This is a genomic window from Kytococcus schroeteri (assembly GCF_042433515.1).
In the GTDB taxonomy this organism is placed as follows: domain Bacteria; phylum Actinomycetota; class Actinomycetes; order Actinomycetales; family Dermatophilaceae; genus Kytococcus; species Kytococcus schroeteri.
Window position 1 is genome coordinate 143,443 of the sequence record NZ_JBHLVH010000019.1, and the last position, 19,441, is coordinate 162,883.

Consider the following 19,441-nt stretch of genomic DNA (forward strand, 5'->3'; position numbering starts at 1 on the left):
TGGTGGGTGGGCCTGGGCCTGCTGGGCGCCGTGACGGCCGGCCTGGCCTACGGAAGCGGCACCATGGCCACCCGTCGACTGGGTGCCACGGTGGCCTCCTTCGTGGGACTCACCGAGGTGCTCTTCACCGCCCTCTTCGGGTGGCTCCTGCTGGGCCAGCACCTGGGCCCGGCCCAGCTCGTGGGCGGCGGCGTGGTGCTCGGCGGCATCGTGCTGGTGCGCCTGCAGGAGGCCCGTGAGCTGCGCGCCGCCACCCGCGCCAGCAGCACCGCCTGACGCGACTCAGCCGTGGCGGTCGCGGCCCAGCACCGGGGTGCTCGGATGGCGGTGACGCTCCCGGACCGCGTCACGGCCGTCGTCGTCGCCGTCCTGCGGGGGCACACGGCACAGCCACTGGGCCACCTGCCCGGCGGCGCCGAGGACCCCGAGGGTGAGCACCTGGAGCCCGGTGCGCACCACCGCCGCGCGCACGCTGGGCACGTCGGCATCGGGCAGGGCGGCCACGAACAGGCCCGCGAAGGCGCCGCTGAGCACCGACCCGGCCCACGCGGCGGCGATGGCGGCCACCACCACCAGGCGCGCGGTCTGCGGCGAGGGCCCGCGGTGACGCCGGCGCTCGGAGGCCGCGTCGGTGCCGTCGGCGCGGGCGGACCTCCACACCCAGGTGGCCGCCACGAGCAGACCCACGGCGAACACGACGTCCATGACCAGCCCGGCCACGGCACGCACGGGCACCGCGTTGCCCTGCCCGAGCCACCAGCTGGCCGCCACCCAGCCCAGCAGGCCGGCCGCCAGCCAGCTCACGAGCAGCTGCCCCACGCGCGTGCCGGGCCCCCGGTCGGGACCCTGTTGCGGCCCGCGGGGGCGACGCGGGTCCCTCTCGGGCGGCGTGGTCGGCAGCTCGCGGCTCATCGCTCTCCTCCCAGGTGCAGGGCGGGCCAGGGGGGTCCCGGGCGCACGCCCCCGGCGTCGTCGGCGCGCGCGGCGAGGTCGGCCACGGCCTGCCCGGCCAGGCGGGCGGCGGGGTCCGCCATCGCCCACGGGGCGAGCACGAAGGCACGCTCGGCCGCGCGCGGGTGGGGCAGCAGCAGCTCCCCCTCGGCGTGCACCTCGGTGCCGGCGCGCGGGTCGCCGTACTGCACGAGGTCGAGGTCGAGCATGCGCGCCCCCCAGCGCACCTCCCGCGTGCGGCCGTGCGCCGCCTCGATACCGTGCAGCGCGGCCAGCAGGTCGGCGGCGCCCCGCGTGGTGCGCACCAGGGCCACGGCGTTGAGGTAGACGGGCTGCTCCACCCCACCCACGGGGTCGGTCTCCACCAGCGGGGACAGGCCCGTCAGACGAACACCCGGCAACGCGGCCAGGGCGGCCACGGCCGAGGCCAGGGTTCCGGCCGGGTCCCCGAGGTTGGCGCCCAGGGCCACCACCGCCGGCAGCTCGCGCTCGCGCACGGCGGTCACCGAGGCGTCGGCGAAGGGCACCGTGATGGGCGCCTGCGGCTTGTGCACCGTCACCTCCAGACGCGGGCAGCGGTCGCCGCCCGGGAGGGCCTGCACGGCATCGAGGAGCCGCTCGGCGAGGGTCTCGAGCAGGTCCACCGGCTCGCCCTCCACGGTGGCCACCAGCACCTCGGCGGCCTGGCCGTAGTGCAGCGTGGCGCCGATGTCATCACCCGCGCCGGCCCCGACCGGCAGGTGGGCCACGAGGTCGACGACGAAGTCCTGGCCGTCCCGGCGCTCGTGCTCGAACACCCCGTGGTGCCCCCGCGCCCGCACACCGGAGAGGCGCACGACCTGGCCGGTCACGAGGCCCACCGCCGCCCGGCCAGCCCGGCCCGCCGCAGCACCCCGAGGGCGTCCACGGTGCCGACCACGTCGTGCACGCGCACCGCCCACGCGCCGGCCTGCGCGGAGAGCAGCGAGGTGGCCGCGGTGGCGGCGTCGCGCTCCACCGGCGGCACCGGGTGGTCGGCGTCCGCTCCGGGGCGCGCCTGCTGCAGGAAGCCCTTGCGCGAGGCCCCCACGAGGGTGGCGCACCCCAGCTGGTGCGCGCCGGTCACGAAGCGGTCGAGCTCCCCGGTCATGGCCCAGCTGTGCTCGGGCGTCTTGGCGAAGCCCAGGCCCGGGTCCAGCACCACCTGCCCGCGGCGCACCCCGGCGGCCTCGGCCACCTCCAGACGCTGCGCCAGCTCGGCCAGCACCTCGCCGGTGACGTCGGTGTAGCGGGCCGGGCCGTACATGTCCGCCGAGTGCCCGCGCCAGTGCATGAGCACGTAGGGCACACCGGTCTCGGCCACCACGCGGAACATGTCCTCGTCGGCCAGGCCGCCGGAGACGTCGTTGACCACGGCAGCACCGGCCTCCACCACGGCGGCGGCCACCGAGGCCCGCATCGTGTCCACCGAGACGCACCAGCCGCGCTCGGCCAGGGCCCGCACCACGGGCACCACGCGGCGCAGCTCCTCGGCCTCGTCCACGCGCTGGCTGCCGGGCCGGGTGGACTCCCCGCCCACGTCCACCAGGTGTGCCCCGGCGGCCACCATCCGCGCGGCGTGCGCCACGGCGGCGTCGGGGGCGTCCCAGCGCCCCCCGTCGCTGAACGAGTCGGGGGTGACGTTGAGGATGCCCATGACCAGCGGCAGGCCGTCGGGGTCGACCGGCAGGCCGGGCGCGTCCGGTGCGTGCCGCACGACCTCAGCCGTTCCGCAGCAGGGTCAGGGCCTCGGCGCGCGTGGCCTGGTCGGTGAACTGGCCCCGCACGGCGGAGGTCACCGTCCGGGCCCCCGGCTTGCGCACGCCGCGCATGGTCATGCACAGGTGCTCGGCCTCCACCACCACGATGACGCCACCGGGGTCCAGGTGGTCCACCAGTGCGTTGGCCACCTGCGTGGTCAGGCGCTCCTGCACCTGCGGGCGGCGCGCGTACGTCTCCACCAGGCGGGCCAGCTTGCTCAGCCCGGCCACGCGGCCGTTGCGGGGCGTGTAGCCCACGTGGGCCACCCCGTGGAAGGGCAGCAGGTGGTGCTCGCACAGCGAGTACATCTCGATGTCGCGCACCAGCACCATCTCGTCGTGGTCCACCGCGAAGGTGGTGCCCAGCACGTCGGCGGGGTCCTGCCCCAGCCCGGAGGTCAGCTCGGCGTAGGAGCGGGCCACCCGGGCCGGGGTGTCGAGCAGGCCGTCACGGTCGGGGTCCTCCCCCACGGCCAGGAGCAGCTCCCGGACCGCCGCCTCGGCACGCGCGAGGTCCATCAGCCCCGACCACCCGCGGGACCCCAGCCGCTCGGGCTGGACCCCGGGGTCGGGGGCTGGCCGTGGCCCTCACCGGGGCCGGCCGTGCTGCCGGGCTCACCGGCACCGTGGCCCGGGTCCACCGGGTGCTCGTCCACCGGCAGCTGGTCCAGCGGGCCGGAGATGTCACCGCGCGCGACGGCGGCCTTCTCACCCTCGGTGAGCACCGGGGGCTGCTGCGAGACCGGACGGTCCTGGCTGGAGAGCCAGGTGGCGCGCACCGGGCGCTTCTTGACCGGGGCGAAGATCTCGGCCAGGCGCTCGGCGTTGATCGTCTCCTTGTCGAGCAGCTCCAGCACGAGGTCGTCCAGCAGCTCGCGGTTCTCGTTGAGCGCGGCCCAGGCCTCGTCGTGCGCGGCCTCGATGAGGGCACGCACCTCGGCGTCCACCACACCGGCCAGCCGCTCGGAGTAGTCGCGGCCACCACCCATGTCGCGGCCCATGAAGGGCTCACCGCCCTGCTCGCCGAGCTTCACGGCACCGACCTTGTCGCTCATGCCGTACTGGGTGACCATCTTGCGCGCGATGTCGGTGGCCTTCTCGATGTCGTTCGAGGCGCCCGTCGACGGGTCGTGGTAGATGATCTCCTCGGCCACGCGGCCACCCAGCGCGTAGGCCAGCTGGTCGAGCAGCTCGTTGCGCGTGGTGGAGTACTTGTCGTCCAGCGGCATCACCATCGTGTAGCCGAGCGCACGGCCGCGCGGCAGGATCGTGATCTTGCTGACCGGGGCGGTGTGGTTCATCGCCGCGGCCACCAGGGCGTGACCACCCTCGTGGTACGCCGTGACCTTGCGCTCCTTCTCGTTCATCACGCGGGTGCGCTTCTGCGGACCGGCCATGACGCGGTCGATCGCCTCGTCGAGCGCGCGGCTGTCGATCAGCTGCGCGTTGGAGCGGGCCGTGAGCAGCGCGGCCTCGTTGAGCACGTTGGCCAGGTCGGCACCGCTCATGCCCGGCGTGCGGCGGGCCACGGCCAGCAGGTCCACGTCGCCGGCCATCGGCTTGCCGCGCGCGTGCACCTTGAGGATGTCGTGGCGACCCTTCATGTCCGGGGCCTCCACCGCGATCTGGCGGTCGAAGCGGCCCGGGCGCAGCAGCGCGGGGTCGAGCACGTCCGGACGGTTCGTGGCCGCGATGAGGATGACGTTGGTCGAGCCGTCGAAGCCGTCCATCTCCACGAGCAGCTGGTTGAGCGTCTGCTCGCGCTCGTCGTGGCCACCGCCCATGCCGGCACCGCGGTGGCGACCCACGGCGTCGATCTCGTCCATGAAGATGATGGCCGGCGAGTTGGCCTTGGCCTTCTCGAACAGGTCACGGACGCGGCTGGCGCCCACACCCACGAACATCTCCACGAAGTCCGAGCCGGAGATGGAGTAGAAGGGCACGCCCGCCTCGCCGGCGATGGCGCGCGCCAGGAGCGTCTTTCCGGTGCCGGGCGGGCCGTAGAGCAGCACGCCCTTGGGCACCTTGGCACCCACCTGCTGGAACTTGGCCGGCTCGGTGAGGAACTCCTTGATCTCCTCGAGCTCCTCCACCACCTCGTCGGCGCCGGCGACGTCCTCGAAGGTCACCTTGGGCATGTCCTCGGTGGCCAGCTTGGCGCGGGACTTGCCGAACTGCATGATCCGCGAGCCGCCACCCATCTGCGGCATGATCAGCAGGAAGAGGCCCACCAGGAGCAGGAAGGGCAGCATGGTCAGCAGCAGGCTGACGAACCAGTTGGCCTTCTCCGGGTCGTCGGTGAAGCCCTTCTCCGGCTTGTGCTCGTTGAGCGCCTTCACCACGTCGTCGCCGCGGGCGTCCACGTAGAAACTCTGGATCTTGCGGGCGTTCTCCACCCCGCCCCCGGAGTACTCCTGCCCCTCCTTGAGCGTGAGGTCGACACGGTCCGGCGTGACCTTGGCGGACTCCACCTTGTCCGCCTGGATCTGCTCCAGCGCCGCCGAGGTGTCCACGCGCTGGAAGCCGTCACTGCCCTTCAGCCCGAACCAGACCAGGGCCGCTGCGATGATCAGGAAGATCCAGAACATCGGCGTACGCCACATCTTCTTCATTGCCATCCTCGTGCGGGGCGCGACCCCGCGTCTCGTCCTGCCGACGTCGTGCCGACGCTCGATGCTCGATGCTCGCACCAACGTGCGATGGCGGCCCAGTGTTCCACAGGGCCCTGTGCAGGAGCGCCCGGACGCGGCGTCAGCTCACTGGTACATGTGCGGCGCGAGGGTGCCCACGCAGCGCAGGTTGCGGTAGCGCTCGTCGAAGTCCAGCCCGTAGCCCACGACGAAGTCGTTGGGGATGTCGAAACCCACGTAGCGGGCGTCGATCTCCACCTTCATGGCGTCCGGCTTGCGCAGCAGGGCGGCCACCTCCACCGAGGCGGCGCCGCGGGAGGCCAGGTTGTCGAGGATCCAGCTGAGCGTCAGCCCGGAGTCGATGACGTCCTCCACCACGAGCACGTGGCGGTCGGTGATGTCGACGTCGAGGTCCTTGAGGATGCGCACCACACCGCTGGACTTGGTGCCCGAGCCGTAGGAGCTGATGGCCATCCAGTCCATGGGCACGCTGTAGGGCATGGCGCGCATGAGGTCCGACATCACCATGACCGCGCCCTTGAGCACGCCCACCATGAGCAGGTCCTTGCCGCGGTAGTCCTCGGCGATCCTCCCGGCCATCTCCTGCAGACCGGCCAGGATCTGCTCCTCGGTCAGCAGGACCTTCTCGAGGCCGTCCTCCATGTGCTCAGCGTCCACGTGGTCCTCCGGGTCGGTGTCGTGGTGGGCGTCGTCGTGCTCGATGCGGTACGGCCGCCTCAGGCGGGTCGTCCGTGGCGTGCGGCGTCCCCTGGTGCCGGCCCATTCTTGCCGATGGGGCCGACGACGGCGTCACCGCCCACCGTGCGCCACCGCCCCCACCGCCACGGACCGGGCACGTCCACCGCGCCCTGCCCGTGCCAGGCGGTCAGCAGGCGGTCCAGCTGCGCCAGGTGCACCGAGGTGGGGTCCGGCACGCCGGGGCCGGCCGCCTCGCGCACCAGGGCGCGCCACACGCGGGGCCGCAGCGCCTCCTCGAGGCCGGCGAGCGCGGCCACCTCGACGCTCCCGTCGGGTGCCACGGCCAGTCCCGCCCGCCGCTCGGCGGCCAGGGCGTCGAGCAGGTCGGCGTCGGCCCGGGCGTGGGCGGCGGTGCGGGCCAGCGCCGGCCCGAGGTCCTCACCGGTCTCGGCGGCCAGCAGGTCCAGCGCGCGCCGCACCCGCACCCGGGTGAACCGGGGGTCCTCGTTGTGGGGGTCGTGGTGCACGGGCAGGCCCAGGTCGGCACAGGCCTGCCGGGTGGTGGCCCCGGGCAGGTCCAGCAGGGGGCGCACCAGGGGGCCCCGGCGGGGCGCCATGGCCGCCAGCGAGCGCGTCCCCGCACCGCGCAGCAGGCCGAGCAGCACCTGCTCGGCCTGGTCGTCGCGGGTGTGCGCCAGCCAGAGCTCGGCCCCGCCGGGCAGGTCGGCCGCCAGCTCCGCGCGCCGCGTCTCGAGCGCCGCGTGCCGCGCCGCCCGCGCAGCAGCCTCTGGCCCGTCCCCGGCCTCCCGCACCTGCACCCGGTGGACCCCCACCTCGTCGATGCCGAGGCGCTGGCAGACCCGCGCGGCCTCCTCGGCAACGCCCCCGCTGCCGGGCTGCAACCCGTGGTCCACCACGGCCGCCGCCACCCGCGGCGCCCCACCCCGGCGGGCCAGGGAGGCCGCCTCGAAGGCGACCGCCGCCGCCATCGCGACCGAGTCCGGGCCCCCGCTCACCGCGAGCAGCACCGCGCGCCCCGCGGCCACGGCCTCGGCCAGCGGGGCGCGCACCGCGTGGCGCACGGCCGCGACGGCCACCGGGGGGCCGGGCACCTCAGGCTCGCGCGGTCGGGTGGCTCAGTGGCCGGTGTTGCACTGGCAGCCCTGCAGCGCGGCCACCACCTCGTCGGTGTACTTGCGGGCCACCATCGGCTGGGTGGAGCGCTCGAAGTCGTCGCTGCTCACCACGAAGGTCAGCAGGCGCCCGTCCTTGGTGACGGTGGTGCCGGCCATGCCGCTGGCCATGGGCAGGGTGCCGGTCTTGCCGCGCACGAAGCCGCGGGCCTCCTCGCGTCCGTCGCCGTAGAAGCGCGAGGCGAGTGTGCCGTAGAGACCTGCCATGGAGAGGTTGGCGAGGATCGTGTGGTACTCCGCGTCCTCCCCGGAGGCGCCCTTCTGCAGAAGCTCGCCCAGCACGTGCGCGGGGATCTTGTTCTTGCTCGTCAGCCCCGAGGCGTCGAACTGCTCGTGGCCGCTGTTGTCGATACCGCGGTCCTTGGTCTGCTCCACCACCCAGCGGCCCACGTCGGCCGGGCCCGACTTCTCCACCGACAGCCCGCCGGTACCCAGGGCGGCCTGACGGGTGATGGTCTCCACCCGCGCGTTGTCGCTGATCTGCAGGGCGTGGATCAGCTGGTCGCGCACCGGGGCGGACTTCACCACGCCCAGCTGGTCGCCCTTGGCCTTCGCCTTGGTGCGGATGATCGACTTCTCCACCGGCACGCCCACGTCGTGCAGGGCCTGGGCGAAGGCGCCCGCGGCACTCATCGCCGGGTCGGCCGGGGTGGGGTGGTGGTGGCGGGCGCGGTCGTCGAAGAGCTGCATCATCACCACGCGGCCGGTCCATCCCTCGTTGAGGGCCACCTCGGACCAGTCCTCCGACCAGCTCGGGCCGGCCTGCGAGTCGTCCAGGGCCACGCGGAAGGTCTTGGGCAGGTCCTCCCCGGCCTCGCGGCGCTTCTTGAGGTCGGCGGCCACCTGCTCGGCCAGGTCCTTGAGCCCCGCTCGCCCGGCGACGGCCAGCGGGTCGCCGTGGCCGCGCGACAGCATCGTGTCGCCGCCGGAGACGATGACGATGTTGTCGCCCGCGTCGAGCAGCGCGCGGGTGGACAGGCGCTGGTCGAGATTCCACCCGGAGTGCACCACCGCGCCGGTGGAGACGAGCTTGGTCATGGACGCCAGGTGGTTGGGGCGGTCGGCGTTCTGCTGGAAGAGCACCTCGCCGGTGGCGGCGTCGCGCACGTCCATGGAGAGGAAGCCCAGCTCCTCGGCCTCGATGGTGTCGCCCAGGGCCTTGCGCACCGCCTCCTTGCTGGGGGCCGGGCCGGAGTTGTCCAGGTGCTCCACGACCGGCTTGCGCTCGGGCAGGCCCTCGTCGATCTTCCTGACCTCCTCCTCGTCGGTGGGGCCGTCGACCACCGCGTTGGCGGCTCCCGGCGCCATCGCCTGGTCGAGCACCTCCACCGGCTGGCCGGCGGCGGCCGCCTCGTCGGGGGACCCGGCACGTGCGGTGAGCAGGTCGGGCGAGCCGTTGTCCCCCTCGGAGGGGGCCGGCGCATTGGTGAGCACTCCCGGCACCTTGTCGTAGACATCGGCCGTCACGTAGGCGCCCACGAGGGCCACCACCGTGGTCGAGGCGATGAGGGTGTTGCGGAGGGAGGACTTCACCGGGCACCTTTCGGACGCACGCACAGGATGGGGGAGACTGGCCCCAGCGTAGACGCCAACCAAGGAGGCTCCATGGAATTCGACATGACCGTCGAGATCCCCGCCGGCAACAAGAACAAGTACGAGATCGACCACGAGACGGGCCGCATCCGCCTGGACCGCCTGCTCTTCACGGCGATGCGCTACCCGGCCGACTACGGCTACATCGAGGACACCCTGGGCGAGGACGGCGACCCGCTGGACGCGCTGGTGCTGCTGGACGAGCCGACCTTCCCCGGCTGCATCGTGCGTGTGCGCCCGGTCGGCGTGTTCCACATGGTCGACGACGCCGGCGGTGACGACAAGGTGCTGTGCGTGGCCGCGGGCGACCCGCGCCGCGACGCCATCCAGGACACCTCCGACGTGTCCGACTTCACCCTCGACGAGATCCGCCACTTCTTCGAGGTCTACAAGGCCCTGGAGCCGGGCAAGTACGTGGAGGAGGGCTCGCACTGGGGTGACCGCGCGGCCGCCGAGAAGATCATCACCGAGGCGCTGGACCGCGCCAAGGCCGAGGGCATGACCACCGCCCGCTGGCCGCTGCCGGGCCACGACGCCGACGACACCGAGCGCTCGATCGACCGCGCCGAGGGCGGGTCGCAGGCCGACAAGCCGGAGGCCTGAGGCACCGCGCGACGACGCCCGACGGGGCGGGTGCGACCGACGAGGTCGTGCCCGCCCCGTCGTCGTGCACGGGACGCCCGCGGGCGAAAGCCCGGTGACAGTCCGCGCCCCTAGGGTCCGAGCACACACACCCCGAGGGAGTCCCATGATCCGCATTACCCCGTCCCGCCTGGCTGCCCTGGCCGGCATCGGCCTGCTCAGCCTGACCGCCTGCTCCGGCGGCTCGCAGGAGAGCGCCCAGGAGCAACCGGCCGCACCGCCCAAGGTGTCCGACACCTCCACGGCCTCCCCTGCCCCGAGCAGCGAGAGCTCCGACAAGACGTCACCCGAGACCTCCCCCGAGGCCGCGGACGAGTCGCCCACGAGCCGGGTGAGCGACACCGCGTCCGACGCCGGCCCCACCGCATCGCCCAGCGCGTCACCGACGTCGCCGGGTGCCCGGCCGAGCCCCTCGGGGAGTCCCTCCCCGGCCGCCGCCCCGTCCACCCGCAGCGCCACGCCCACCGAGGACGCCTCGACCCCCTCGCCCAGCACCGCCCCCGCGGCGCCGGGCGACGCGGAGGAGTGCGCCGGCGCGGGCGCCGAGAAGGCCCTGCACCACGGCCTGCGGAAGCTCAACGCCCGGGAGAGCGACTGGACGTGGCACAGCAACGGCGCGGACACCTCGCTGTACGACCCGTGCGCAGACCTCTCCCCCATCGCCGTGACCGTCGAGTACGCCACCGGGAGCTCACCCTGGATGATCATGCTCTTCCACCGGGGCGAGTACCTCGGAACCGCGACGGCACAGCCCGTGGGCATGGGGCAGCTCATGAGGAGGCGCGCGGACGACGTCATCGAGGTGACGTACCTGTACCCGAAGCCCGGGGAGTCGAACGCCGCGCGCTCCGGCAGGGCGGTCAGCACCTTCACGTGGGACGGGTCCGCGCAGAAGGTCGTGATGGCCGGCGACCTCCCGCCCACGGAGGAGGAGCTCCCCGAGCAGGGCAGGGAGAAGCCCACCGACCCGCCCGTGGACACCGGTGACACCCCGCCCCGTGGCGCGGCCCCCGAGGTCGTGCACCAGGGCGTGGCCCGCATCCTCACCCCGCGCGACAAGATCGGGTGCGAGCTGCACCGCACCTGGGCGGAGTGCGGCATCGAGTCCTATCTCGACTCCGAGCGCTACGGCACCGAGAACGACATGCCGCTCTGGTGGGCGACGCTGCCCGAGCAGGGCACGGCGGGGCTCTCCGCCAAGGGCGACGCCCCCAACTACCGCGGGGACAACGGCGGCCCGGCCGGCCAGGTGCTCGAGTCTGGGGAGAGCGTGACCTTCGGCGACATCACGTGCGACTCCGAGTCGACCGGCCTGACGTGCACCAACACCGCGAGCGGTCACTCGATGACGATGAACAAGCGCGAGTTCGTGACCCGCTGACGCACCCGCACACGACGGAGGCCCCACCTACTGGTGGGGCCTCCGTGCGCCGGAGCCGCCTATCGGAATCGAACCGATGACCTGTTCATTACGAGTGAACCGCTCTGGCCGACTGAGCTAAGGCGGCGGGTGCTCCACACGCTCCGGGCGCGTGACGCGAGCGCCCACTATAGCGGTGCCCCGCCGTGCGGCGGAAATCCGCCGCGGCAGACACCCGCTCAACAGCGCGCGGCGTCACCCTCGGGCACCTCACCGGTGAGCAGGTACCCCTCCACCGCCGAGTCGACGCAGTCGCTGCCGCGCCGGTAGGCCGTGTGCCCGTCGCCATCGAGCGTCAGCAGGTGCCCGTTCTCGAAGTCCTCGGCCGCGCGCCGCGCCCACGCCAGCGGGGTCGCCGGGTCGCGGGTGGTGCCCACCACGAGGATGGGTCCGCTGCCCTTGGCCACGGCGTCGAACGGCTGGGCGGGCTTCACCGGCCAGCCCTGGCAGGCGGACCCCTCACCCATGAGGAAGTCGCCCCACAGCGGCGCCTCCCGGCGGAACGCGGCCCGCACCTGCGCACGGGTGCGCCCGGAGGTGTCGTCGGCGCGGTCGTTGCACGAGTAGACGGTGAAGGCCTCCATGAGGTTGGAGGCGTACTCGCCGTCGGCGGTGCGGTCGGCGTACCCGTTGGCCAGCTCCAGCAGCCGCTGGCCGTCCCCCTTCTGCGCCGCCTCCAGGGCCTGCGCCAGGCTCTCCCAGCTGCCCTCGTCGTACATGGCGGCCGCGAGCCCGTAGGTGGCCCAGCCGACGGTCAGCTCCTTCACGCGCGGGTCCGACCCCACCGGCGGGGGCTGCTCGTCGATGCGGCGCAGCAGCTCCCGCAGGCCGGCGGTGGCCTCCTCGCGCGTGCCGCCGAGCGGGCACCGGCCGCGCTCCCGGACGCACCAGTCGAGGAAGGCCCCGGTGGCGGTCTCGAAGCCCTTGGCCTGCCCGAGGGCGATCTGCGTGGCGTCGAGGTCCGTGGGCAGCATGCCGTCCAGCACGAAGGCCCCCACACGCCGCGGGAACTGCTGGGCGTAGGTGGCGCCCAGCTGGGTGCCGTAGCTCAGGCCGAGGTAGTTGAGCCGCGCGTCCCCCAGGGCGGCGCGCAGCACGTCCATGTCGCGGGCGGCGTTGGCCGTGGTGATCGAGCCCAGCCGGTCGCCGAGCTTCTCCCGGCAGCCCTGCGCGAAGGCCTTCTGCACCCGCGTCGCCTCGCGCTTCTCCGCGGCGTCGTCCGGGGTGGTGTCGAGCCCCAGGAAGGCGTCCAGGGAGGGGTCGTCCACGCAGTCCACGGCCTCGGAACGGGCCACGCCGCGCGGGTCGAAGCCCACCACGTCGTACACGCGCCGCACCCTGGGACCGACGACCTGGTCGGCCGCCTGCGCGTAGTCCACGCCACTGGCCCCGGGGCCGCCGGGGTTGAGCACGAGCGACCCGATGCGGCGCTCGTCGTCCCCCGCCCGCACCCGGAAGAGGGCCAGCCGCATCGTCTCCCCGTCGGGCCGGTCGTAGTCCACCGGCACCTCCAGCTCCGCGCACTCCCCGCCGTCGCAGCGCTCCCACTCCAGCTGCTGCTCGTAGAAACGGGACAGCTCGGCCGGCGGGGCGGGCAGGGACTCCTCGGCGCCCGGGCTGCGCAGGTCCTCCGGCAGCGGGCCACCGTCGGGGGTGCAGCCGGTCAGGCCCAGCCCGAGCACGGCGGCCCCGGCCAGCAGGGCGCGCGCACGGGAGGCGCGGTGTCGTGGGGTGCGGGTGGTCATCGGGGACCCCTTCCGGTGCTCGTACGGGCCAGGTCCCCCTGCAGCTGGTGCAGGCCCACCAGCATCGCCTCCAGCGCCAGCAGGGGGGTCACGTTCTCCCCGATGCGGGTGCGCGCGGTGTCCACCTGCTCCAGGCAGAGCAGCAGCGCGTCGGCGCTCGTGGTGCCCGCCAACCGCTGCAGGTCCCCGGCGTCCTGCGGGTTCACCAAGTCGACCCCGCTGGCCCCGACGGAGACCAGCAGCGCGTCGCGGTACACCGAGGCCAGGTCCACCAGCGTGCGGTCGATGACGTCACGCACCCGCCGCGTGGCCCGCGCCTTCTGCTCCTTGGCCAGCTGGTTGAGCTGCCCCCGGATCGCCGGGGGCTGCGTGCGCGCAGTGGGGTCCGCGCCGTTGAGGCGCAGCAGCTCCTCGCGCTCGGCCACGTCGCGCTGCTCGGCCTCGGCCGCCGCCTCACTGGTGGCCACCTCGTGCAGGGAGGCCGCCTTGCGCAGCGCCGAGCCGAGCCCCTCCAGCTCGAAGGGGATGCGGGTCACCGTGTGGCGCCGGGCACGCGCGGACTCGTCGCGGGCCAACCACCGCGCCACCCCGATGTGGGACTGCGCCGCTCGGGCCGCGTAGGCCGCCATCGCCGCGTCCACCCCCTGCGACTCCAGCAGCGCCGCCACGGCCTCCACCGGCGGGGTGCGCAACGAGAGGTGCCGCGAGCGCGACCGGATGGTGACGATGACGTCCTGCGGCGAGGGGGCGCACAGCATCCACACGGTGCGTGGGCTGGGCTCCTCCAGCGCCTTGAGCAGGGCGTCGGCGGCCTGCTCGGTGAGCCGGTCGGCGTCCTCGATGACGATGATGCGCCAGGCCCCCACGGACGGGTGGTGGGCCGCGGTCAGGGCCAGCTCGCGCGCCTGCTTCACCGGGATGCTCAGCCCCTCGGTGTTCACCACCTCCACGTCGGCGTGGCTGCCGTCCAGCGCGGTGCGGCACTCACGGCACTCCCCGCAGCCGCCGTCGGGGCAGAGCAGGGCGGCGGCGAAGGCGCGCGCCGCGGTGGACCGGCCGGACCCCGGAGGCCCGGTGAACAGGTAGGCGTGGGTCAGCCGCGCCGGGTCGGCCACCGCGGCGGCGAGCCCGGCGGCCAGCTCCTCCTGGCCCACCAGCGAACCCCAGACGCCGTCACGCACCGGCGCCTCCCAGCAGGGCGTCCACGGCCCCGGCCACCTCGGCGGCCAGGTCGGCGGCCGGCCGGGCGGCGTCGAGCACCAGGTAGCGCTCCGGCGCGGCGGCGGCCAGGGCCAGGAAGTGCTCGCGCACCCGGGCGTGGAAGGCCGCGGACTCGGCCTCGAGGCGGTCGTCCCGGCCCCCACGGCGCCGTCGCCCCTCCTGCGGGTCCACGTCGAGCAGCACGGTCAGGTGCGGCACGAGGCCCTCGGTGGCCCAGCGGGAGATCGAGGCCACCTCAGTGGCGTCCAGGGCGCGCCCGGCGCCCTGATAGGCCACCGAGGAGTCCACGTAGCGGTCCCCCACCACCACGGCCCCCCGCTCCAGGGCGGGCCGCACGAGGCTGGCGACGTGGTGGGCCCGGTCGGCGGCGAAGAGCAGCGCCTCGGCCCGCGGGGCCACGTGGTCACCGTGGAGCAGCAGCTCACGGATGCGGGCACCCAGGGGCGTGCCCCCGGGCTCCCGGGTCACCACCACCTCGCGTGCGGGGTGCGCGGCCCCCAGGTGCTCCACGAGCCGCGCGATCTGCGTGCTCTTGCCGGCGCCATCACCCCCCTCGAGGACGACGAGGACGCCCGCCGGCGAGGCCGTCACCGGCGCTCCCGCCGGGGCAGGGCACGGGTGTGCTCCTCCCCCGGGCGCACCCGCTCCACCATCCGGGTGGTGACGCGCTCCAGGGCCATGAACTCCTCGGAGCTCATCCCGTCGAGGAAGACCGCCCGCACGTCCCGCACGTGGCCGGGGGCGGCGGCCTCGAGGGCGGCCCGCCCCTCGGCGGTGAGCAGCACGTCGGCACCGCGGCCGTCCTCCGCGGTGGCCTCGCGTCGCACCAGACCGCGCTTCTCCATGCGGCTCACGTGGTGGCTCAGGCGGCTGCGCTCCCAGCCCATGCGGCGCGCCAGCTCGGTGACGCGCAGGCGGTCGCCGTCATCGGAGAGCATCACCATGACCTCGTAGTCCGAGATGGACAGGTCAGCGTGCTCCTGCAGGCAACGGTTGAGGTGGGCCTGCACGTCGGTGCACAGCGACACCCACCGGCGCCACAGCGCCTGCTCGTCGTCGGTCAACCACGGCACGGGCTCCCCCTGCGCCTCCGCGGTGCCGCCCGGACCGCCCCTCGAACCGTCGCTCTGCATGGGGCGACTCTAGTGGCGGGCACCGACGACCTCCCCGCCGCCTGTGGGTTCCGGCCGTCCGTCCACATCCACCCGTGGTGGGGGTCCCGCACGAGCCCCGCCGTGGCTAGCGTGGCCGCCGACAACCGCACGGCCCGGCCCACCGGCGCCGCCGACCCCAGGAGGAACCCAATGGCCCTGCACGGCAAGCTGTTCGACCAGTACGAGGAAGTCTCCGGCAACGACCAGTTCATGCTGCAGAACAAGAAGCTCCTCAAGGTGCAGATGCAGTACGGCCCGGTCTGGGCGCTCACCGGGTCGATGGTGGCCTACCAGGGCGACATCCGCTTCAAGAACAAGGGCTCCGGCGGCCTGGGCAAGATGTTCAAGCAGGCCGTCACCGGCGAGGGCGTGGACATGATGGAGGCCACCGGCACCGGCGAGCTGTTCCTGGCCGACCAGGCCGCCGACATCCAGGTGCTCTACATGGAGAACGACGAGCTGAGCATCAACGGCCAGAACGTGCTGGCCTTCTCGGCCTCCATCGACTGGGACATCCACCGCATCCAGGCCCGTGGCGCCGCCATGACCGGTGGCCTCTACAACGTGGGCCTGCGCGGCACCGGCTACGTGGCCATCACCACCAAGGGCGAGCCGGTGGCCCTGGACGTCTCCGGCGGCAACACCTTCGTGGACCCGCAGGCGGCCGTGATGTGGACCCGTGGCACCCGCATGGACGTGCGCGTGGACTCCGGCGGCCTCGGCTCGATGCTGCGCGGCGGCACCGGCGAGACCTTCCAGATGGCCTTCTCGGGCCAGGGCCACGTCATCGTGCAGCCCTCGGAGAACGTGCCGCACTCCGGCTCCTCCGGCGGCTCCAGCGGCGGCGGCGTCATCGGCGAGCTCTTCAACTGAGCCGACCCGCACCGCAGCCCACCCGCAGACCCCGCCGGCCACCCGGCGGGGTTCGCCGTACCCTGCGACCACCTCCCGCCCCACCACCAGGAGCCCCCATGACCCCGCGTGCCGTCGTCCGCCGTCCCAGCCCCCGCCTCTCCGAGGGGCTGACCACCCACATCGAGCCGCGGCCGGTGGACGCCGGGCTGGCGCTGCACCAGTGGCAGGCCTACTGCGACGCGCTGCGCACCGCCGGCTGGGAGGTGGTGGAGGCCCCGCCCGCCGACGAGCACCCTGACGGCGTGTTCGTGGAGGACGTGGCCGTGGCCTACGGCGACACGGTGGTCATCACCCGCCCCGGCGCCCCGGAGCGGGCCGGGGAGGTCGAGGGCATGGCCGAGCTCTTCTCCGGGCTGGGCCGCCGCGTGGTGGACCTGCCCGCCGGGCACCTGGACGGCGGGGACGTGCTCAAGCACGACGGCCTCGTGCGCGTGGGCCTGGGCGGACGCACCGACGAGGCCGGCGTCGACGCGCTGCGCGCGGTGCTCGCCCCGCTGGGCGCCCGGGTGGAGGCGGTGCCGGTGGATCGCGCCCTGCACCTGAAGTCCGCGGTGACCGCCCTGCCGGACGGGACCGTCATCGGGTGGGAGCCGGCGGCCCCGGCCCACGAGGCCCTGGGCGAGGTGCTGGCGATGCCGGAGGAGGGCGGCGCGCACGTGGTGCTGCTGGGCGGCGACCGGCTGCTGATGGCCGCCTCCGCACCGCGCTCGGCCGACCTGCTGCGCGAGCGCGGGTACGAGGTGGTGACCGTGGACGTCAGCGAGTTCGAGGCGATGGAGGGCTGCGTCACCTGCCTCTCGGTGCGCCTGCGCGACTGACCGGTCCCTCCGCGGACGGACCGCAGTGCCGGCGGATCACTCCTACCGTGCGGGCATGCGCCGACACCCCGCCCTGCTGCTCGCCCTGGCCGCCCCGATGGTGGTGGCGTCCCCCGCCGCCGCCCTCGACGTGCCGGCCCCGCCGGAGTCGGGCAACGTGGCCGACCACGCCGACCTGCTCACCGACGAGGAGGAGCGCGCGCTGAACGCCCGCATCGAGGAGGGGAACCGGTCCACCGACCGGGCCCGCGTGGCCGTGCTCACCGTGGAGTCGCTGGAGGGCGAGGACCTGGAGGACTTCTCGCGCCGCGTGGCCACCGAGTGGGGCGTGGGCGACGCCGGCAAGGACAACGGCGTGCTGGTGCTGCACTCCGAGGGCGACCGCGAGGTGCGCCTGGAGGTGGCCGACGGCGCCCGGCAGCGCATCGACGACGGGGACGCCGAGAAGGTGGTGGACCGCATGACCGACGCCTTCGGTGACGAGGACTTCGCGAAGGGGCACACCGAGGGCGTGGACACGCTCTACGAGCTGGCCCGGGGCGAGGAACCGTTCGCGTGGACGCCGGCCGAGAAGGCCGTGGCGTGGGCAGCCGGCATCGGCGGCGGGGTGCTCGCCCTGGTGCTCGGCACGCTGGGCGTGCGCTCCTACCGCCGCGTCAAGGCCGAGGACGACCGCGAGAAGGAGCTCACCCGCCGGCTGGTGCGCGAGGCCCGCGCGGCCGACCCGGAGCTGCCCGAGCCGGACGACGAGGAGTTCGCGGCGTTCGACCGCTACCGCCGCGAGCACGGCACCGACCCGCTGCCCAACGGTGCCGCGTTCAGCTACGGCGCGTGGCTGCCGTTGTACGCGGCCAACCCCACGAGCATGGGTGCCCCCGAGCCCACGAGCGGCTCCAGCACGAGCTCGTTCGGCGGGGGCAGCGGGTTCAGCGGTGGCGGGGCCAGCGGCAGCTACTGAGCCAAGCGCCGCGGCCCGGGGCCACCGGGCCGACCCGGGTCACCAGCGGCCGCGGCCTCCCGGCGGCACCGTGCGCCAGGCCGCCAGACGCTGGGGGTCCTGCGCGTCGAGGAACTCCACCAGCTCGGCGAAGGACACGCAGTGCACCTCCTCGCGGGGGCACTGCTCGCGGGTGAAGCGCTCCATGGCGTCCAGATAGGTGCCGTCGTCCCAGGCGGCCAGGTGGTTGCCTAGGACCAGGGGCGCCCGGTTGCCCTCCAGGGCCTGCTCGAGCTCGTGCTCGTAGGTCTTCTCCATGACCCGGCCGCGCTCGGCCTTGGACACCTCCGGCGCCCAGGTGTTGAAGGCCGACAGCCAGTTGTAGTCCATGGCCAGCACCGAGCGGCGCCCCATGGCGTCGCTGCCGTGGACCTGCACCGACGGGATCGGGAAGTTCCACACGCCGTTGGCCTTCTCCGGCCAGGTCACGGCACCCACGGTGGAGGAGTCGTAGGTCCACCCGTCCTCGGCCGCGGCCTTCTGCGCGTTCTCCGGCCCCTCCAAGCAGGGGGTGCGTCCGCCTTGGACCTTGCGGGCGATGCCCTTGGGCAGCGCCGTGCCGCCCTTCAGGGGCGTCTTGCCCTCCCACCGCTCCACGAAGCGGTACCACTCGTTCATCTCCTGGTGCCACTGGGCCACCGACCAGTCGGCGCCGCCCTGGGGGCCGCAGAAGTGGCCGTTGTAGTGGGTGCCGAGCTCGTGGCCGGCCTCGATGGCGGCGGCGAGCTCACGGGTCGTCTCCCGCACCATCTGGGCCGTGCGCGGCCGGATGTGCTGCATGCCCTTGGGGTGCATCGGCGGCCGGTAGGTCTCGGCCACCTCCTCGCCGGTGGCCAGGAACGGGCCGCTGAGGAAGAAGGTCATGTGCGCGTCGGACTCGTCCGCCGCGGTGCGGAAGCGCGAGACGCCCTTCTCGCGCGGTGTCTCCCCGGCGCCGTCCCAGGAGATCACCACGAACTGCGGCGGCTTCTCGCCGGCCGGCACCTTGCGGGCCAGGTCGGAGGGGGCCTTGGAGGGCGAGGGAGCCTCACCGTGCGTGTCGTCGCCGCTGCTGCTCGGGTCACCGGTGGCGTCGCCGCTCCCGCCGGACCCCTCGCCGGCGCTGCCGGACGGGGCTGCGCCCGGGTCGCTCGAGTCGCCCGAACCACCCGACGGCTCGTCCGTCGTCCCGCCCGCGGGGGTGCCGACGGCATCGGCCGGTGCCGAGCCCCCGCTCCCCTCCTCGCTGGGCTGGCCCGAGCAGGCCCCCAGCACCGTCGCGAGTCCCACCATCATCACGGCACCCCGGCCGAGTCGTCCCACCATCGGTCTTTCCTGCACCTTGCGCTCGTCGGTCCCCTTGCCCCTGCACCGTAGGAAAGGGGTCGGGGCCGGGATGTCCGCCCACGGGGGGATCCCCCGTGCGCCCACCAGGTGACCGAGGGCGCGCCCGCCGGAGAGCGGAGGGACCCGCCGGAATCCCCCATCGGGACACCTCTAGTGTGATGTGGCACACAGCCCGCGGCGCTGGCCGCCCACCGCTCGGAAGGACCCCCCATGAGCACGCCCACCCCGGACACACGCACCGTCGCCGTGCACGCCGGCCGCCACGACCTCACGGCCCTCGGGGTGCACCCCGCCCCCATCGACCTCTCGAGCACCTCCCCGCTGCCCGACGTGGAGCACGGCGGCGAGGCCTACGAGCA

At 74.1% G+C, this 19,441-nt stretch carries 19 protein-coding genes, 1 tRNA gene and 1 pseudogene; 7 read left to right on the forward strand and 14 right to left on the reverse strand.

All coding sequences use genetic code 11. From position 1 onward, the window contains the following. Positions 1-276, forward strand: a 276-nt coding sequence (locus tag ACFFHC_RS09750; protein ID WP_379805030.1) for an EamA family transporter, incomplete at its 5' end; no start/stop codon positions are given. Between the two features lie 6 nt (positions 277-282). Here ACFFHC_RS09750 and ACFFHC_RS09755 read toward each other — a convergent pair. The 8 genes from ACFFHC_RS09755 to ACFFHC_RS09790 all read right to left on the reverse strand — a co-directional run bounded on the left by ACFFHC_RS09755 (position 283) and on the right by ACFFHC_RS09790 (position 8,784). Continuing rightward, complete coding sequence (locus tag ACFFHC_RS09755) at positions 283-912, reverse strand: DUF3180 domain-containing protein (RefSeq protein WP_101849277.1); 630 nt, start codon at positions 910-912, stop codon at positions 283-285. After that, positions 909-1,802, reverse strand: coding sequence for a 2-amino-4-hydroxy-6-hydroxymethyldihydropteridine diphosphokinase (gene folK / locus ACFFHC_RS09760; RefSeq protein ID WP_379805034.1), 894 nt, complete (start codon positions 1,800-1,802; stop codon positions 909-911). Before folK ends, ACFFHC_RS09755 begins: the two co-directional genes overlap by 4 nt. Next, positions 1,799-2,686 (reverse strand): dihydropteroate synthase, encoded by an 888-nt coding sequence (gene folP / locus ACFFHC_RS09765; RefSeq protein WP_331250393.1) that lies wholly within the window; start codon positions 2,684-2,686, stop codon positions 1,799-1,801. Before folP ends, folK begins: the two co-directional genes overlap by 4 nt. 4 nt (positions 2,687-2,690) lie before the next feature. Next, a complete protein-coding gene (folE, locus tag ACFFHC_RS09770; protein ID WP_070704267.1) occupies positions 2,691-3,248 on the reverse strand; it encodes a GTP cyclohydrolase I FolE in 558 nt (185 codons plus the stop codon). Beyond that, the gene (ftsH, locus tag ACFFHC_RS09775) at positions 3,248-5,347 is read right to left on the reverse strand and encodes an ATP-dependent zinc metalloprotease FtsH (RefSeq protein ID WP_379805039.1); all 2,100 of its coding nucleotides are present in this window, start codon (positions 5,345-5,347) and stop codon (positions 3,248-3,250) included. The genes folE and ftsH overlap by 1 nt, the downstream gene beginning before the upstream one ends. A gap of 138 nt (positions 5,348-5,485) precedes the next feature. Next, complete coding sequence (gene hpt, locus ACFFHC_RS09780; RefSeq protein ID WP_070704261.1) at positions 5,486-6,037, reverse strand: hypoxanthine phosphoribosyltransferase; 552 nt, start codon at positions 6,035-6,037, stop codon at positions 5,486-5,488. Positions 6,038-6,096: 59 nt separating this feature from the next. Beyond that, positions 6,097-7,170 (reverse strand): tRNA lysidine(34) synthetase TilS, encoded by a 1,074-nt coding sequence (gene tilS, locus ACFFHC_RS09785; protein ID WP_141494663.1) that lies wholly within the window; start codon positions 7,168-7,170, stop codon positions 6,097-6,099. A 24-nt stretch (positions 7,171-7,194) separates the two neighbouring features. Beyond that, positions 7,195-8,784, reverse strand: a complete 1,590-nt coding sequence (locus tag ACFFHC_RS09790; RefSeq protein WP_141494664.1) for a D-alanyl-D-alanine carboxypeptidase — start codon at positions 8,782-8,784, stop codon at positions 7,195-7,197. 72 nt (positions 8,785-8,856) lie between these two features. On the opposite strand from ACFFHC_RS09790, the gene ACFFHC_RS09795 reads away from it, so the two are divergent. Both ACFFHC_RS09795 and ACFFHC_RS09800 read left to right on the forward strand, forming a co-directional pair. Next, entirely contained in the window at positions 8,857-9,447 is a 591-nt protein-coding gene (locus tag ACFFHC_RS09795) for an inorganic diphosphatase (protein ID WP_070705232.1), read from the forward strand. A 145-nt stretch (positions 9,448-9,592) separates the two neighbouring features. Then, a complete protein-coding gene (locus ACFFHC_RS09800; protein ID WP_379805049.1) occupies positions 9,593-10,867 on the forward strand; it encodes an LppP/LprE family lipoprotein in 1,275 nt (424 codons plus the stop codon). Between the two features lie 53 nt (positions 10,868-10,920). Here the strand turns inward: ACFFHC_RS09800 and ACFFHC_RS09805 are convergent. The 5 genes from ACFFHC_RS09805 to ACFFHC_RS09825 form a co-directional block, all read right to left on the reverse strand. After that, positions 10,921-10,994: transfer RNA gene (locus ACFFHC_RS09805), tRNA-Thr, on the reverse strand. Positions 10,995-11,085: 91 nt separating this feature from the next. After that, the gene (locus tag ACFFHC_RS09810) at positions 11,086-12,651 is read right to left on the reverse strand and encodes an alpha/beta hydrolase (protein ID WP_379805052.1); all 1,566 of its coding nucleotides are present in this window, start codon (positions 12,649-12,651) and stop codon (positions 11,086-11,088) included. After that, positions 12,648-13,832 (reverse strand): DNA polymerase III subunit delta', encoded by a 1,185-nt coding sequence (locus ACFFHC_RS09815; protein ID WP_141494666.1) that lies wholly within the window; start codon positions 13,830-13,832, stop codon positions 12,648-12,650. The genes ACFFHC_RS09810 and ACFFHC_RS09815 overlap by 4 nt, the downstream gene beginning before the upstream one ends. Further along, positions 13,825-14,463, reverse strand: coding sequence for a dTMP kinase (gene tmk, locus ACFFHC_RS09820; RefSeq protein WP_101849285.1), 639 nt, complete (start codon positions 14,461-14,463; stop codon positions 13,825-13,827). Before tmk ends, ACFFHC_RS09815 begins: the two co-directional genes overlap by 8 nt. Next, on the reverse strand, positions 14,460-15,005 hold the full coding sequence (locus ACFFHC_RS09825; RefSeq protein ID WP_101849286.1) for a MarR family winged helix-turn-helix transcriptional regulator: 546 nt from the start codon (positions 15,003-15,005) through the stop codon (positions 14,460-14,462). The genes tmk and ACFFHC_RS09825 overlap by 4 nt, the downstream gene beginning before the upstream one ends. A 171-nt stretch (positions 15,006-15,176) precedes the next feature. Between ACFFHC_RS09825 and ACFFHC_RS09830 the strand changes: the two genes are divergently transcribed. The 3 genes from ACFFHC_RS09830 to ACFFHC_RS09840 all read left to right on the forward strand — a co-directional run bounded on the left by ACFFHC_RS09830 (position 15,177) and on the right by ACFFHC_RS09840 (position 17,717). After that, positions 15,177-15,899: an AIM24 family protein gene (locus ACFFHC_RS09830; RefSeq protein ID WP_070705105.1), complete on the forward strand. Its 723-nt coding sequence runs from the start codon at positions 15,177-15,179 to the stop codon at positions 15,897-15,899. Between the two features lie 98 nt (positions 15,900-15,997). After that, positions 15,998-16,759, forward strand: coding sequence for a dimethylargininase (ddaH, locus tag ACFFHC_RS09835; protein WP_379805058.1), 762 nt, complete (start codon positions 15,998-16,000; stop codon positions 16,757-16,759). Between the two features lie 55 nt (positions 16,760-16,814). Further along, positions 16,815-17,717 carry a TPM domain-containing protein gene (locus ACFFHC_RS09840; protein ID WP_379805061.1) on the forward strand — a complete coding sequence of 301 codons (903 nt, stop codon included), beginning with the start codon at positions 16,815-16,817 and terminating at the stop codon, positions 17,715-17,717. Positions 17,718-17,756: 39 nt separating this feature from the next. Here the strand turns inward: ACFFHC_RS09840 and ACFFHC_RS09845 are convergent, their stop codons facing one another. Then, positions 17,757-19,061 carry a polysaccharide deacetylase family protein gene (locus tag ACFFHC_RS09845; RefSeq protein WP_379805064.1) on the reverse strand — a complete coding sequence of 435 codons (1,305 nt, stop codon included), beginning with the start codon at positions 19,059-19,061 and terminating at the stop codon, positions 17,757-17,759. Between the two features lie 231 nt (positions 19,062-19,292). On the opposite strand from ACFFHC_RS09845, the pseudogene ACFFHC_RS09850 reads away from it, so the two are divergent. After that, positions 19,293-19,441 (forward strand): annotated as a pseudogene (locus ACFFHC_RS09850) (PLP-dependent transferase); the annotation flags it as partial.